Origin of the sequence: Burkholderia sola, from assembly GCF_905400185.1 — a bacterium.
GTDB classification, from domain to species: Bacteria; Pseudomonadota; Gammaproteobacteria; order Burkholderiales; family Burkholderiaceae; genus Burkholderia; species Burkholderia sola.
This window is the reverse complement of sequence record NZ_FR989676.1, coordinates 1,602,027-1,617,782: the sequence shown is the minus strand read 5'-3', so window position 1 is coordinate 1,617,782 and position 15,756 is coordinate 1,602,027. Positions and strand designations below refer to the sequence as shown.

9 protein-coding genes are annotated in these 15,756 nt (G+C 69.3%); 3 read left to right on the top strand and 6 right to left on the bottom strand.

Annotation, left to right across the window (positions count from 1 at the left end; translation table 11 throughout):
• Positions 1-178 precede the first annotated feature (178 nt).
• Positions 179-379, top strand: a complete 201-nt coding sequence (locus KR541_RS23735) for a DUF805 domain-containing protein (protein ID WP_124557734.1) — start codon at positions 179-181, stop codon at positions 377-379.
• A 481-nt stretch (positions 380-860) separates the two neighbouring features.
• Here KR541_RS23735 and blaPEN-B read toward each other — a convergent pair whose 3' ends face one another.
• Positions 861-1,799 (bottom strand): PEN-B family class A beta-lactamase, encoded by a 939-nt coding sequence (gene blaPEN-B, locus KR541_RS23730; RefSeq protein WP_089489573.1) that lies wholly within the window; start codon positions 1,797-1,799, stop codon positions 861-863.
• Between the two features lie 136 nt (positions 1,800-1,935).
• Between blaPEN-B and penR the strand changes: the two genes are divergently transcribed.
• Positions 1,936-2,826: a beta-lactamase transcriptional regulator PenR gene (gene penR, locus KR541_RS23725; protein WP_050018225.1), complete on the top strand. Its 891-nt coding sequence runs from the start codon at positions 1,936-1,938 to the stop codon at positions 2,824-2,826.
• Between the two features lie 483 nt (positions 2,827-3,309).
• Here penR and KR541_RS23720 read toward each other — a convergent pair whose 3' ends face one another.
• From KR541_RS23720 to KR541_RS23710, 3 genes are all read right to left on the bottom strand, one after another.
• Complete coding sequence (locus tag KR541_RS23720; protein WP_006482135.1) at positions 3,310-3,561, bottom strand: hypothetical protein; 252 nt, start codon at positions 3,559-3,561, stop codon at positions 3,310-3,312.
• A 96-nt stretch (positions 3,562-3,657) separates the two neighbouring features.
• Positions 3,658-5,880, bottom strand: a complete 2,223-nt coding sequence (locus KR541_RS23715; protein ID WP_089489574.1) for an amylo-alpha-1,6-glucosidase — start codon at positions 5,878-5,880, stop codon at positions 3,658-3,660.
• A gap of 155 nt (positions 5,881-6,035) precedes the next feature.
• Complete coding sequence (locus KR541_RS23710; protein ID WP_252996678.1) at positions 6,036-13,136, bottom strand: autotransporter-associated beta strand repeat-containing protein; 7,101 nt, start codon at positions 13,134-13,136, stop codon at positions 6,036-6,038.
• On the opposite strand from KR541_RS23710, the gene KR541_RS36965 reads away from it, so the two are divergent.
• Positions 13,135-13,263: a hypothetical protein gene (locus tag KR541_RS36965; RefSeq protein WP_256975824.1), complete on the top strand. Its 129-nt coding sequence runs from the start codon at positions 13,135-13,137 to the stop codon at positions 13,261-13,263. The genes KR541_RS23710 and KR541_RS36965 overlap by 2 nt on opposite strands.
• Before the next feature lie 585 nt (positions 13,264-13,848).
• Here KR541_RS36965 and KR541_RS23705 read toward each other — a convergent pair.
• Both KR541_RS23705 and mreB read right to left on the bottom strand, forming a co-directional pair.
• Entirely contained in the window at positions 13,849-14,508 is a 660-nt protein-coding gene (locus KR541_RS23705) for a YdcF family protein (RefSeq protein WP_050018223.1), read from the bottom strand.
• Between the two features lie 187 nt (positions 14,509-14,695).
• On the bottom strand, positions 14,696-15,730 hold the full coding sequence (gene mreB, locus KR541_RS23700) for a rod shape-determining protein (RefSeq protein ID WP_050018222.1): 1,035 nt from the start codon (positions 15,728-15,730) through the stop codon (positions 14,696-14,698).
• Between the last annotated feature and the right edge of the window lie 26 nt (positions 15,731-15,756).

The following is a 15,756-nucleotide window of genomic DNA, read 5'->3' as shown; positions in this document are numbered from 1 at the left end:
CGAACACGGACGCTTCAATGCGATCGCAACGCACCGCCGATGCCTTGACGCCCGCGCCCGTCACGCATCAAGATCACGCAAGCCGCACGCGGCCGCGCATCGCCGGCGACGCGCGTCGGCGCCCCGGGCCGGCCATTGCGTCGGCACCGCATGACGACATTTCACTCCGAGGAAGGCCATGGAACACTTCACCGCGTGGCAGTTGATCGTCTCACTCGTGCTCGTCGCCGTCGTCATCTACCCGTACGTGCGCATCGTTCGGCGCACCGGACTGTCGGGCTGGTGGATCCTGACGATGTTCGTCCCGGTGCTGAACTTCGTCATGCTGTGGGTGTTCGCGTTCGCGCGCTGGCCCGCCGTCGACGATCGGCAGCCCTGAGCGTTGCGGCCGCAGCCGCACGCGAGCTTGTCCACAGATTGTGTTGGCAAGCATGTGGATAGCCTGCGCATACCGCGACCAAGCGCTTGATCCGAAAGACTTTGTTCGCGCTGCTTCGAAAGCGGCACACGGCCGCGCAAGCGCGGTTGTGTACCGCGTCGGCACGTGACGCGCCGCCTGCCACGCCGGCTACCCTGCTTGTCCACAATTTTTGTTGGCAAGCGTGTGGATAGCCTGCGCATACCGCGGCCAAGCGCTTGATCCGAAAGACATTGTGCGTGCTGCTTCAAACGCGGCACGGTGGCGTACGGCACGCCGGACGCCGCCGCGCGCGAGCTTGTCCACAATTTTTGTTGGCAAGCATGTGGATATCCTGAGCATGCGCGACCTAAGTCGTTGATCGCACAACGTTTGAGCGCGCGGGTCACGACTGCGGCACGGCGCGCCCGCGGATCTTGCCACGCGCGCCGTGCCGTGCCGCTCAACCGAACGTCTGCGCGACGATCCGCGCGACCGACGCGATCACGTCGTCCTTCGCCCGCGCATCGGCGCGAGCCTGCGTGTAGTACACGGCCAGCACGATCGGCGCGCGCGACGTCGGCCAGATGACGCCCGCGTCGTTCGTCGTCCCGTAATCGCCGGTGCCGGTCTTGTCGCCGACCGTCCACCCGGCCGGCACGCCCGCACGAATCCGCTTGTCGCCGACCTTGTTGCCGCGCAGCCACGCGACGAGCTGCGCACGCTGCGCGGCCGGCAATGCGTCACCGAGCGTCAGCACGCGCAAGCTGGCAGCCATCGCGGCAGGCGTCGTCGTGTCGCGCGGGTCGCCCGGCAGCGCGGTATTCAGTTCGGTCTCCCATCGATCGAGCCGGAACGCGTCGTCGCCGATCGAGCGCGCGTGGGCGGTCACCGCCGACGGGCCGCCGATCAGCTTCATCAGCAGGTTCGCGGCCGAGTTGTCGCTGTACTGGATCGTGGCCTCGCACAGCGCGGCGACCGTCATGCCCGCGCCGACATGCTTCTCCGACACCGGCGAATAGTTGACGAGGTCGGCCTTCGTATACGTCACGCGCTGTTGCAGCAAGCCCGGACGCTCGACGCTCCGCGCGAGCACCGCCGCGCTCAGCATCGCCTTGAACGTGCTGCAGAACGGGAAGCGCTCGGCCGCGCGATGCTCGATGACCCGGCCGCTCGCCGTGTCGATCGCGCACACGCCGAGACGGCCGCCCGCGTCGCGCTCGAGGTCGGCAAGCGTCGCCGCCGCCGCGGCCGGCGCAATCACATCCGCGGCAGCCGCCGCTGCCGCCGTGGCTTCGTCCGGCGCGGCGGCCTGTCGCGACGCGCACGCGGTGACGGTAAGAACGAGCGGCGCCGTCGCGGCGGCCAGCAACAGGGTTCGACGTTTCGATGAGTAGGTCATGTCGGTTGTCTCATGGTGGAATGGCGGCGCAACGTGGTTGACGCGTTGAAAACGGCCAGCCGCCGAGACAGCACTATCGAGACTTTACGGTTGCCTGACAAGCAACGATAATTGAGCGCTGACAAAAGAAATTCTTATGACGAAGCTCCGCCCTCATCTTCCGCTCAATGCGTTGCGCGCGTTCGAATCGTCGGCGCGCCATCTGAACTTCACGCGCGCCGGCCTCGAGCTGAGCGTGACCCAGGCCGCCGTCAGCCAGCAGGTGCGCTCGCTCGAGGAGCGGCTCGGCTGCGCGCTGTTCACGCGGCTGCCGCGCGGTCTCGGGCTGACCGACGAGGGCCGCGCGCTGCTGCCGGTGCTGAGCGACGCGTTCAGCCGCATCGAGACGGTGCTCAAGCAGTTCGACGGCGGACGCTTCCACGAGGTGTTGACGCTCGGCGTCGTCGGCACCTTTGCCCTAGGCTGGCTAATGCCGCGGCTGAAGCAGTTCGGCGACACGCACCCGTTCGTCGAGCTGCGGCTGCGGACCAACAACAACGTCGTCGATCTCGCCGGCGAGGGCCTCGATTTCGCGATCCGCTTCGGTGAAGGCAACTGGCCGGCGACGCGCAACGAGCGGCTGCTCGATGCGCCGCTCACCGCGTTGTGCGCGCCGGACATTGCGCGGCGCATCGCGCAGCCGGCCGATCTCGCGAACGAAACGCTGCTGCGCTCGTACCGCACCGACGAGTGGCTCGGCTGGTTCGACGCCGCGCAGCTCGAACCGTGGGCCGTCAACGGTCCCGTGTTCGATTCGTCGCGGCTGATGGTCGAGGCCGCGATGCAGGGCGCGGGCGTGGCACTCGCGCCGGCCTGCATGTTCGCGCGCGAACTGCAGCTCGGCCAGCTCGCGCGGCCGCTCGACATCGACGTGCGCGCGGGCGGCTACTGGCTCACGTCGCTGAAATCGAAACCGCTGACGCCCGCGATGACGCTCTTTCACGACTGGATCGTCGCGGAAGCGGCCGGCACGGCGCCGGCCGGGTAACGCGGCCTCGCTTGTCCACAGAAAGTGTTGGCAAGGATGTGGATATCCTGGGTACCCGGGGCCTAAGCCCTTGATCGCGCACGCATTAGTGTGCCGATACATGGAGCGGGCGGCCTTTGCGTGCGGGCTTCGTGCACGCAGCCCCTGCCGACCGGATCGTCAACCATTGCGACGCAATCGATTGCAAGTTGTCCACAGATTTTGTTGGCAAGCCTGTGGATATCCATCCAATCGGACGCGTAACATCTTGATACACAAGGGGATTCGATCCACGGACCTTGACCGGTCAATGGTGTGGCACCGGAATGGTTGTCGAACCGCACGCCGTGCACGCGCGGCGCGCCCGGCCCAAGGCCGGGCGGTTCTCCACAGATTGTGTTGGCAAGCTTGTGGATATCCTGCGTATCGGGCACCTAACTGATTGAGCGCACGGGGTTTTGTGCCGCGTCCACCGAATCGGGCAGCGCGTGCGCCGCCCGTGCATCAGTGACGGTCGAGGCCGCCGCGCAATTCGCTCGCCTTGTCGCGCAGCGCTTCGTAGCCGGAACGCGCATGCTCGGGCAGATCGGGATCGCCGATCAGCGCGCCGAGCGTTTCGATCAGGCTGAACAGGATGCCCTTCGCCGCGCCGACCGCGATGCTCTGCGATTCGATCGACTTGTGCAGGTGGTCGACCGCCGCTTCGAGATTCTCGAGCTTGTGCTCGCCGTCGTCGGGCCGGTTGTCGGTCGTCATCGTCTACCTCCGCCATCGTTCAAGGGTCATGTCACGATTCTATGCCGCTGCGCGCGAACGTGGCGCGACATCGCGCAACGTTCGCGCGACACCGCACTACAGCACCGCGACCACCTGCACGCGGCCCGGCTGCTCCGCCGCGGCGATGACCTGGCCGTCGACGCGGCGGAACGTCAGCGACACGGTTTCGTCGCCGACGCGCAGCGCATCGATCCGCAGCCAGTCGACGCCTTCCGGCAAGGCCGGGCGCTCGACGCGCACCTCGTGGCGCGATGCGTCGATGCTCACGCCGAGGCACGCCTGCAGCATCATGAACGGCGCGCCGGCCGCCCACGCCTGCGGCAGGCAGGCCACCGGATACGCGGTCGGCGGTTCGCCGCGCCGGCGCGGGAACCCGCAGAACAGCTCCGGCAGGCGCATCTCGAAGCTCACCGCCGCCTCGAACAGCGCACGCAGCAGATTCACCGCGGCCGTCTTGTCGCCGTAGCGCGCCAGGCCGCGCGCGATCAGCGCATTGTCGTGCGGCCACACCGACCCGTTGTGATAGGCCATCGGATTGAAGCGCGGCTGGCCGGCCGCCAGCGTGCGGATGCCCCAGCCCGTCTGGAACAGCGCCGAGCCGAGCACGCCGGCGACCGCCGCGCCGCGCTCGGCGTCGGGCAGCCCGAACGCCAGCAGGTGGCCCGCGTTCGACGCGAACACGCGGCACAGCTCGCCATGACCGTCGAGCGCGATCCCGTAGAAATCGCCTTCCGGCATCCAGAACAGCGCATCGACCTGGTCGCGCAGCGTCTTCGCGCGCAACGCGTAGCGCGTCGCGTCGGCCGCATGGCCGCGCCGACGCGAGCACGCCGACATCGCGTCGAGCGCCGCGCACGCATAGGCCTGCACTTCGACGAGCGCGATCGGCCCGTCCGGGAAACGGCCATCCGCGTGGAACACCGAATCGTGGCTGTCCTTCCAGCCCTGGTTCGCGAGGCCGCGCTCCGACGTGCGCTGGTAATCGAGCAGCCCGTACGGGTTGCGGTCGCACTTGTCGATCACCCATTGCGCGGCGCGCTCGAGCGCGGGCCACAGCTCGTCGATCAGCGCATCGTCGCCGGTGCGTTCGAGATAGGCGCCCGCGAGCACGATGAACAGCGGCGTCGTATCGACGCCGCCGTAGTACAGCGCGAACGGCACCTCGCCCGTCGCGGCCATCTCGCTGCGGCGGAACTCGTGCATGATCTTGCCGGGCTCCGCGTCGCGGAACGCGGAGGTCTCGCGCGCCTGATGTTCGGCGAGAAAACGCAGCACGCCGCGCGCGAGCGACGGCTGCAGCCACAGCATCTGCAGCGACGTGATGATCGCGTCGCGGCCGAACGGCGTCGAGAACCACGGAATGCCCGCATACGGGTACGGCCCCGTGTCGAGCTGCGTCGTGAGCAGCCCGAGATCCGCGAGCGAACGATCGAGCCAGGCGTCGAACAGCGGATTGCCGGTGTTCACGCGCGCCATCGACTCGCGCCGTGCCCGCATCTCGCGATGCACGCCGACGAGCGCGGTGCGCAGCGCGACGCGGCCGCATCCGGGCCCTTCGGCCTGCGCGGGCCCGAGCGTCGCATCGACGGTCAGGTAGATCGACACGCACGCCTGCGCGGCGATCGTCAGCGTGTAGTCGGCGCGATCGACCGACAGCGCGTCGGGCGCCGGCGAGAAATGCACGGTCACGTTGCGCTCCACGCTGTCGAGGCCGTCGTAGCGCAGCCGCACCGCGCCCGCGTCGACGCGCGGCGCACCCACCGTGCCGCGCTTCGGCCGCTGCGTGCCGCGCACTTCGAACATGTCCTTGAAATCGGCCGCGAACGACAGCGACAGCGGCACCTCGGCTTCGCTCGCGCCGTAGTTCGTCAGCGTCAGCGCTTCGTACAGCACGTCGCCCGCCAGCACGCGCGTGCGCTCGATATGGATCACGCCCTCGGGCGTCTCCTTGCCGCCGAGCGGCGGCAGCGGGCGGTTCGTCAGGTGCGCGGTGAACGACGCGTTGTCGGCGCTCGTCGCGCCCGACAGCAGCGACGGCGCGCGGCCGCCGAACGTCAGGCGCCATTTCGACAGCACGCGCATGTCGTCGACGAACAGGCCATCGTCATGCCCGCCGATGTCGCCGAGCGCATCGCTGACCACGAACGCGTCGCCGGATTTCAGCACGTACTGGTTGTTGCGCGCGAGGACCTGCTGATCGGCTTCGGGCGCGATGAAGGCGGGACCCGACGCGATGGTCGGGGCAATCGGCGCGACTTGCGGCGCCTGCGTCGTCGTGGCTTCGGCGTGATTCGGCATCGATGCTCCTGTGTCGAGGCGCAACGCGCGGCGCGCGTCGCGTGTTTCGCACAGGATAGGCCAGAACGGCGAACGTGCGCAGCGACGAAACGGCTGCGGCGCGAGGCGACGTTGCTTCGTCGCCTCGCGCCGCGTACGGGCACGTCAGTTGCCGGTCAGAATTTCCACAGGATGTTGCCGAGGATCGCGTTGTCGCGCACGCCGCTGCCGTATTGGCCGCTGTACGTGAGGCCGAGGGTCAGGCGCTTCGTGATGTTCGCGTCGATGCCGGCCTCGAGCACCGCGCTGTCGCGAGCAATCGGCACGCCCGACACCTGGAACGACGTGCCGCCGTTCGCGAACGTGAACGCCGACGACGGCCGCACGTTGCCGAACGCATGCCGCCAGCCGACCGTCCCGCGCGCGGTGAACGTGCCGCTCGCGATCGAGCCGAGCTGCGACGCCGCACGCACGCCGAGCGTCGAGAAGCCGACGTGGGTCGTCTCGCCGCCGGCGCGCAATGCGGCCGCGCCGCCGGTTTCCGTATAGCCGTCGGTATGCAGGTTCACATACGCGAGGCCCGCGAACGGTTCGATCGCGACCGGCCCGACCGGCAGCGCGTAGCCGACTTCGCCGAACACCTGCGCCGAATGCGCGTTGTAGCCGGCCGAATCGTGATCGGAGAAGCCCGCGAAGCCCGGATAGCGGTCGCTGTTGATTCGATACCACGTGTACGACGCGCCGCCGCGCACGCCGAGCGCGCCATACTGCGCGCCGCCGTACAGCGACACGTAGTAGCTGTTCACCGCCGCCGACGAACTCTGGTCGTTGTCGAGCGAGCTGTGCGTGACGCCCGCGGCCAGGCCCGCGCGCCACTTGTCGTTGAGCGCCATGTCGGCGCCGGCGATGAAGCCCGTCATGCTGCGGTTGATCGACGATGCGTTGCCGTCGCCTCCGAGCCGGCTGCGGCCGCCGAACGCCTGCCCCCAGACGACGGGCTGATAGGGCGTCCCGCCGTAGCACCCGGCGCGCGAACCGATCCGGCGTTCCGGCGGCAGCGTCGGATCGGCCACGCCGGCCGTGTTGTCGCCGCACAGCGCGGCGCCGCCCGACGACAGGGCCGCGAGCGGGCCCGATCCGGGCGCGAGGCCCTGACGGACGCGATCGGTCACCGCGTCGCGCACATAGCGGCTGTCGAGCAGCAGCATGCTCTTCAGGCTCGCCTGCAGTTCGCCGCCGAGCAGCCCGTACGCGCGGCGTGCGGTCGGCGCGTCGGTCGTCAGCACCGTGTCGTACAGCGGATTGCCGGCGCCGAGCGCGGCCACCGCGGTCGCGACCGAGCGCTGGTTCGGCGTCGTCGCGACGTCGGGCAGCGCGGTGCCGTTCTGAGCCAGTTGCAGATACACGTGACCCGGATCGTAGCTGAGGGTCGGCGTCAGGAACGCATAGTTCGCGCTCACCTGGGCGAACGCGCCCTGCACGCCCGACGACGCGCTGAGGATCGTGTACGTCGTGCCCGGCTGATAGGTGCTCTGGTTCGCGAGCACCTGCACGGTGCCGCCGTTCAGCGTCGCCGTGCCGCTCGCCGCGAGGCTGCCGCTTTGCTGCGGCGTGGCGGCGACCTGGAACGTCGAACCCGGCTGGAACGTGACGTTGCCGCCCACGTTCAACGCCGCGCCCGGCTGCGTGGCGGCCGCCGTCGCGCCGCCCTGCACCACGAGGCCGCCGATCGTGCCGGTGCCCGTCACCGTCGCGCCGTTCTGCACGGTGACGGTCGACTGGCCGAGCGAACCGTTGACGGCAAGCGTGCCCGCGCTGACCGTGGTCGGGCCGCTCAGCGTGCTCGTGCCGGTCAGCGTCAGTTGCCCGCTGCCGGCCTGCGTCAGCGAGCCGGTGCCGGACAGCACGCTCGCGATCGTCACGTTGCCCGATTGATTGACGACCAGCGCACCGTTGTCGACGACGTCGCCGGCCACGCTGCCCGACGTGCCGCCGTTGCCGAGCTGCAGCGTGCCGCCGGCTGCGATCGTGGTGCCGCCCGTGTACGTGTTGCCGCCGGTCAGCACCTGCGTGCCGCTCGCCACCGTCACGCCGCCCGAGCCGCCGATCGTGCCGCCGAACGTGCTGCTGCCGCTGCCGTTCAGCGCCAGCGCGTTCGCACCGAGATTCACGTTCGTGCCGGCCGCGCCCGACAGCCCGCCGATCGTTTGCGCGCCGGTCGCACCGCTCACGTCGAACGTCGCGCCCGTGCCCGCGAGATTCACCGCGCCCGTCGACGCGAGGCTGCCGCCCGCGCCGAGTGCGAGCGTGCTGCCGCCGTTGATCGTCGTGCCGCCCGTGTACGTGTTCGCGCCCGTCAGCGTCTGCGTGCCCGTGCCAGCAAACGTCACGCCGCCCGTCCCGCCGATCGCGCCGCCGAACGTGTCGTTGCCGCTGCCGTTCAGCGTCAGCGCATTCGCGCCGAGATTCACGTTCGTGCCGGCCGCGCCGATCAGTGCGCCGATCGTCTGCGCGCCCAATGCGCCGCTCACGTCGAACGTCGCCCCCGTGCCCGCGAGATTCACCGCGCCGGTCGATGCCAGGCTGCCGCCCGCGCCGAGCGCCAGCGTGCTGCCGCCGTTGACCGTCGTGCCGCCTGTGTACGTGTTCGCGCCCGTCAGCGTTTGCGTGCCCGTGCCAGCAAACGTCACGCCGCCCGTCCCGCCGATCGCGCCGCCGAACGTACCGTTGCCGCTGCCGTTCAACGTCAGCGCATTCGCGCCGAGATTCACGTTCGTGCCGGCCGCGCCGCTCAGCGTGCCGAGCGTCTGCGCGGCCGTCGCGCCGCTCACGTCGAACGTCGCGCCCGCGCCCGCGAGGTTCAGCGCGCTGCCCGACGCGAGGCTGCCGCCCGCGCCGAGTGCGAGCGTGCTGCCGCCGTTGATCGTCGTGCCGCCGGAATACGTGTTCGCGCCCGTCAGCGTTTGCGTGCCCGTGCCGGCGACGGTTACACCGCCCGTCCCGCCGATCGTGCCGCCGAACGTACCGTTGGTGCCGCCATTCAGCGTCAGCGCATTCGTGCCGAGGTCGACGTTCGTGCCGGCCGCACCGGTCAGCGTGCCGATCGTCTGCGCGCCGGTCGCGCCGCTCAGATTGAGCGTCGCACCGGCGCTGGCGAGGTCCACCGCGCCGGTCGATGCGAGGCTGCCGCCCGCGCCGACTGCGAGCGTGCCGCCGCCGCTGATCGTCGTGCCGCCCGTATACGTGTTGGCGCCCGTCAGCGTCTGCGTGCCGCTGCCGGCCAGCGTCAGGCCGCCGGTGCCGCCGATCGCGCCGCCGAACGTGCTGCTGCCGTTGCCGTTCAGCGTCAGCCCGTTGCCGCCGAGGTTCACGTTCGTGCCGGCCGCGCCGGTCAGCGTGCCGAGCGTCTGCGCGGCCGTCGCGCCGCTCAAGTCGAACGTCGCCCCCGCGCCCGCGAGGTCCAGCGTGCTGCCGGACGCAAGGCTGCCGCCCGCGCCGAGCGCCAGCGTGCTGCCGGCGCCGATCGTCGTGCCGCCCGTATAGGTGTTCGCGCCGGTCAGCGTCTGCGTGCCGGTACCCGACAACGTGAGACTGCCGGTGCCGCCGATCACCCCGCCGAACGTGCCGCTGGCCGTGCCGCCGAGCGTCAGTGCGTTGCCGCCCAGGTTGACGTTCGTTCCCGCGACGCCCGACAGCGCGCCGAGCGTTTGACCGCCTGTCGCGCCGCTCAGGTCCAGTGCCGCGCCCGCGCCGGCAAGGTTCATCGTGCCGGTCGATGCCAGGCTGCCGCCCGCGCCGAGCGCCAGCGTCCCCGCGTTGATCGTCGTGCCGCCCGTATAGGTGTTCGCGCCGGTCAGCGTCGTGGTCGCCGCCCCGTCCTTCACGAGGCTGCCCGCGCCGGAAATCGCACCGCCCAGCGTGAGGCTGTTGCTGCCCCCCAGTGTCAGCGCGGCGCCCGTACCGAGATTGACCGCATTGCCGACCGACAACGCGGCGTTCGTATCGAGCGTCGCCGCGCCGCCGACGGTCAGCGCACCGGAACCGAGCGCGCCGCCGTTGCCGAGCACGAGGCTGCCGCTATTGAGGTTCGTGCCGCCGGTGTAGACATTTGTGCCGGTCAGCGTCTGCGTGCCGGTGCCCGCCAGCGTCAAGCTGCCCGTACCGCCGATCACCCCGCCGAACGTGCCGCTGGCCGTGCCGCCGAGCGTCAGTGCGTTGCCGCCCAGGTTGACGTTCGTTCCCGCGACGCCCGACAGCGCGCCGAGCGTTTGACCGCCTGTCGCGCCGCTCAGGTCCAGTGCCGCGCCCGTGCCGGCAAGGTTCATCGTGCCGGTCGATGCCAGGCTGCCGCCCGCGCCGAGCGCCAGCGTCCCCGCGTTGATCGTCGTGCCGCCCGTATAGGTGTTCGCGCCGGTCAGCGTCGTGGTCGCCGCCCCGTCCTTCACGAGGCTGCCCGCGCCGGAAATCGCACCGCCCAGCGTGAGGCTGTTGCTGCCCCCCAGCGTCAGCGCGGCGCCCGTACCGAGATTGACCGCGTTGCCGACCGACAACGCGGCATTCGTATCGAGCGTCGCCGCGCCGCCGACGGTCAGCGCGCCGGAACCGAGCGCACCGCCGTTGCCGAGCACAAGGCTGCCGCTATTGAGGTTCGTGCCGCCCGAGTAGGTGCTCGCGCCGTTCAGCGTCTGCGTGCCGGAGCCGGCCAGCGTCAGGCTGCCGGTGCCGCCGATCGCCCCGCTGAACGTGCCGCTCGCCGTCCCGCCCAGCGTGAGCGCGTTGCCGCCCAGCGTCACGTTCGTCCCGGCGACACCCGACAGCGCCCCGATCGACTGCGCGCCGGTCGCGCCGCTCACGTCGAGCACCGCACCCGCGCCTGCCAGGTTCACGCTGCCGGTTGCCGACAGGCTGCCGCCTCCGCCGATCGCCAGCGTGCCGGCATTGATCGTCGTGCCGCCCGTGTAGGTGTTTGCGGCGGTCAACGTCGTCGTCGCCGCGCCGTCCTTCACCAGACTGCCCGCGCCGGTGATGCCGCCGCTCAGCGTCAGCGCGTTGCTGCCGCCCAGTGTCAGCGCGGAACCGGTAGCGAGGCCGATCGCGTTGTTGACCGACAGGCTCGCGCTCGTATCGAGCGTTGCCGCGCCGCCGACGGTCAACGCACCCGTGCCGAGCGCCGCATTGTTGCCGAGCACCAGCCCGCCTGCATTCAGCGTCGTGCCGCCGGCGTAGGTGTTCGCGCCGGACAGCGTCAAGGTCGCCGCGCCGTTCTTCACGAGACCGCCGCCACCCGCGACCACGCCACCCAGGCCGAGATCGGTGCTGCCGCCAAGCGTCAGCGTCGTGCCCGTCGCGATGTTGACGTCGTTGGCCAACGACACGTTGGCCGTCCCATCGAGCGTCGACGACCCGTTGACGTTCACCGCGCCGAGGCCGAGCGACGTATTGCTGCCGACGACGAGGTTGCCGCCGTTCAGGTTCGTGCCGCCCGTGTACGTGTTCGTGCCCGTCAGCGATTGCGTGCCGGTACCCGACAGCGTCAAGCTGCCGGACCCGCCGATCGTGCCGGCATAGGTCGCATTGACGCTGCCGCCGAGCGTCAGCGAATTGGCGCCGAGGTCCACGTTCGTGCCGGCCGCGCCGGCCAGCGCACCGATCGTCCGCCCGCCCGCCGCAGTGCTCAGGTCGAACGTTGCGCCCGCACCGGTCAGGTTGACCGTGCCGGTCGCCGACAGACTGCCGGCCCCGCTCAGCGCGAGCGTGCCGCTGTTGATGGTCGTGTCGCCCGTATACGTGTTCGCGCCGGTCAGCGTCGTGGTTGCCGCGCCATTCTTCGTGAGGCCGCCGCTTCCGCTGATCGTGCCGGTCAGCCCGAGATCGTTGCTGCCGCCGAGCGTCAGCGTCGAGCCGGTCGCGAGATTGACCGTGTTGGCGAGCGTCACGTTCGTGCTCGTGTCGAGCGACGCCGACGCGTTGACGTTCAGCACGCCGGTGCCGAGCGCCGAATTGTTGCCGATCACCAGGCCGCCGGCGTTCAGGTTCGTGCCGCCCGTGTAGCTGTTCGCGCCGGACAGCGTCAGCGTGCCGCCGTCGTTCTTCGTCAGCGCGCCGCCACCCGACACCGTGCCGGACAGCGTCAGCCCGGTCGCGCCCTGCACCGTCAGGCCGCCCACGCCGAGGTCCACGTTGTTGCTGACGTTGAGCCCGGCCGTACCTGCCTGCAGTGCGCCGCCGGTGGCCGTGATGGTGCCGGTGCCGAGCGACGCGTTGTCGTTGATGATCGCGGTGCCGCCCGCCAGCGTCGCGTCCTGCGCGGTGGATGCGCCGTTGATCGTCCAGTTGCCGCTCGTGACGTCGAGGTGATTGAAGTTGATGTAGTTGTTGACCGCGATCGTGCCGTTCGCCGCGACGCCTTGCTGCAGGTTGAGCGTATTGTTGCCGCCCGCGCCGCCGTCGACGACGCCGGTTGCCGCCACGCCGAGCGTGACCGGGCCGACCGTGATGTTGAACGCGCCGCCGGTGCCGCCGGCCGTATTGACCGACGAGCCCGTCACGGCATTGAACGTATTCGTGCTGTTCGCCCCCATCGACACGCCGCCGTTGATCGTGCCCGAGTTGGTGAACGTATTGCCCTGTCCCGGTGTGCCGCTCGAACCCAGCGACACGCGACCGGTGATCGTCCCGCTGTTCGTCATGTTGACCGTGCCGCCGCCGTACGCGGCGACCACCGGCGCATCGGCGCCGACGAGGGTCGCGCCGACCAGCGGGGAGGAGCCGATCGTACCCGTGTTCGTAATCGTCGACGTGCCGCCCGTGCCGTTTTGAACCGACAGCGCCATGCCCGTCACGCCGCTGATCGCCACGCCGGTCGAGCCCATCATCGTGCCGTTGTTGGTCACGGTGGTGGTGCTCGCCGCCGCGTTGCCGATCACCGTACCGCTCGACAGCACGCCGAGCCCGGAGCCGAGCGCCGACGGGTCGATCGTGCCGTTGTTGGTCAGCGTGACGTTACTGCCGGTCAACGACATCGCCGTGCCGCCGACACCGAGCAGCACGCCGACGCTTGCACCGGGATTGACCGTCGCGTTCACGTTGTTGGCGCTGTTGGAATAACTGGGCGCCAGCGGATTCGCGACGCCGGAACAGGTCACCGTGGTGCCCGCCGTGCTGCAGGTCGCATAGGCGGGGACGATGCCCGCGCCCGACAGCGCCAGAAACACGCCGGTGGGCAACAGCAGTCTCGGAAACGGCTCACTCGCTTTTTTCGGACGGACAGGGTTCATGCTTTCCCTCTTTATTGATTTCGGCTTTGGTATTGGTATTGCGGCCGCAACGGCCGGCACGCAGCAGAAAATCGCGGATAAAAGCGTCCTCCCCGGCAATCGCGATGCGCTGTCGGTTTATTCGTGATGAGTTTTTTGATCGGCCCGGGAATGCAGCTGCGGAACTAGTCGAATGACATGATGGCGGCCCCTGGTTTCTGAAGCGACTTTCTGGTTGATTTGATTACTACGCGCTTTCGTCAGACTAGGCTATATCAAAGTCAAACCGTTTTCCAGTCGATATTTTCCCATCGGATCAACGGCCGACGATTATGTAGTTTTTTTACTTTCTGACAGACGAGCAGGAATAACACGCGACACACTCTTCACCGACTTTCCTTGATTTTTCGCAAAGACAACGGTTGTGCCGCATCGGTGGAAACACCGATATATCGCCCTGATTCAATACACGTGGATTTTTGCAGTGCAATATTTTCACCGCGATGAATGATCCATTTAGATAACCAACATCCGCTTAATAAATCGATCGGAGCTGGATTATGGAACTGTCGGCGAAATTGTTTTGATTTTCAGCCTCGCAAGGCATCTGAAACGCGAATCGTTATTATTTATTCGGCGCCTGTGACAGTCGCGCGGCCGGCGCGAGACGACAGGAAACCGGAGTAACGACGAAACCGCCCGCACCGGAAGCGCGCGCTTCCGGGCCGCCCCGTCACGAAAACAGGCTCATCAGATAAAGCATCGGTCGAAACGACACCGGCCGCGCATCGGGATTGATCCACAACCGCACCGCATACACCGCGTAGGCCGGCACCTCGCGCCAGCTCGAATAGACGTCGCGCCACTGGAAGCGGCGCGGATACGCGGCGGAGATGTTCGACCGCGCAATGCCGACGCGCTCGAACGCGAGGCGCGCCCGCGCGAGGTGGTAATACTGGCTGACGATCAGCACGCGCGACAGGCGATGTGCGCGCAGGTAGGCCAGCGTGTGCTGCGCGGTCGCGAGCGTGTTGTCGCCCTGGTCGTCGACGGCGATCCGGTCCGCCGGCACGCCGCGCGCGACGAGGTAGTCGCGCATGGCCGTCGCCTCGTTCAGCCCGGGCCCGTCGATCGCGCCGCTGACCAGAAACGCCGGGCACTGCCCCGCGCGGTAACAACGCACGCCGACATCGAGCCGGGCCGCGAGCACGGGCTTCGGCGCGCCGGTTGCGTCGAGCGCGTTGCCGAAGATCACGGCGACGTCCGCCGGGTCGCTCGGCATCCGCATGCCATGGACGACGATCGCGGCCGCCGCAGCGCCCCAGACGCACGCGACGACGGCCAGCACGCGGCCGGCCCGGGCCGCGAAGCCCCGTTTGGTTCGATATTTCAAGGTATTCGGTCTCTCAGGTGTCGTCGGGCGCGTCGGCCGGCCCGGCCCCGAACGGGCGCGTCACGCTAGCACGGCGCGCCCGCGCCTGTCCATGCGATGGACCGATGCCGGCCGAGCAGGCCGGCCATTGGGAGATCGAAAGAATGTGAAGGCGTGCGCCGGGCCGCGGCCGGCAGCACCGCCCGGCTCAATCGGCCGGGCACATCGCGAGCCGCCCCATCGCCTCGCCGGCGCCGCGCACCGCGCAGGTGGCCGGCTCGTCGGCGATCCGCGCGACCAGCCCGGTCTCGTCGTACAGCAGGCGTTCGAGATCGGCGAGCAAAGCGCCGCCGCCGGTCAGCACCACGCCGCGATTCGCGATGTCGGTCACGAGTTCGGCCGGCGCGTTTTCCAGCACCGACTTCACCGCGCCGATCACCTGCTTGAGCGGCGCGGCCAGCGCGTCCGCGACGTCGTGATTGGACAGCTCGACCGAGCGCGGCAGGCCGTCGCCGATGCTGCGGCCGACGGCGCGGGTCGACGTGCGCGGCACCGCGCTGGTGGCCGAGCCGATCGTCTTCTTCACGTGCTCGGCCGTCTGTTCGCCGAGCAGCACGCCGTACAGGTTGCGGACGTGGTTGACGATCGCCGCGTCGAACTGGCTGCCGCCGACGCGGATCGCCTCGCGGTAGACGATGCCGCCGAGTGCGACGACCGCGACTTCGGTCGTGCCGCCGCCGATGTCGATGACCATCGAGCCGACCGGCTCGGTCACCGGCAAACCCGCGCCGAGCGCGGCCGCCAGCGATTCCTCGATCAGTTCGACCTCCGATACGCCGGCCGCGAACGCGGCCTCGCGGATCGCGCGGCGCTCGACGGCCGTCGCGTCGGACGGCACGCACAACGTGACCTCGACCCGGCGGCTGAAGCGCGAACGGGTGCGCGACATGTCGATGAAGCTGCGGATCATCTGCTCGGCCGCGTGCGCGTCCGCGATCACGCCGTGCCGCATCGGCCGCACGGCTTCGAGATGCCCCGGTTCGCGGCCGAGCAGCGCCTTCGCGAGCTCGCCGACGGCCTCGAGCGTCGGCCGCGCGTCGCTCGCGCCGCCCTTGCGGAAGCAGACGACCGACGGCTGGTTCAGCACCACGCCGCGTTCGTGCGTATAGATTCGCGTACTCGCCGTTCCCGGGTCGATCGCAACGGGTTGCGCAAACAACTTTCCGAACAGCGGTGTCGACATATCAAACCTTTGTGAGGGAACGGGCC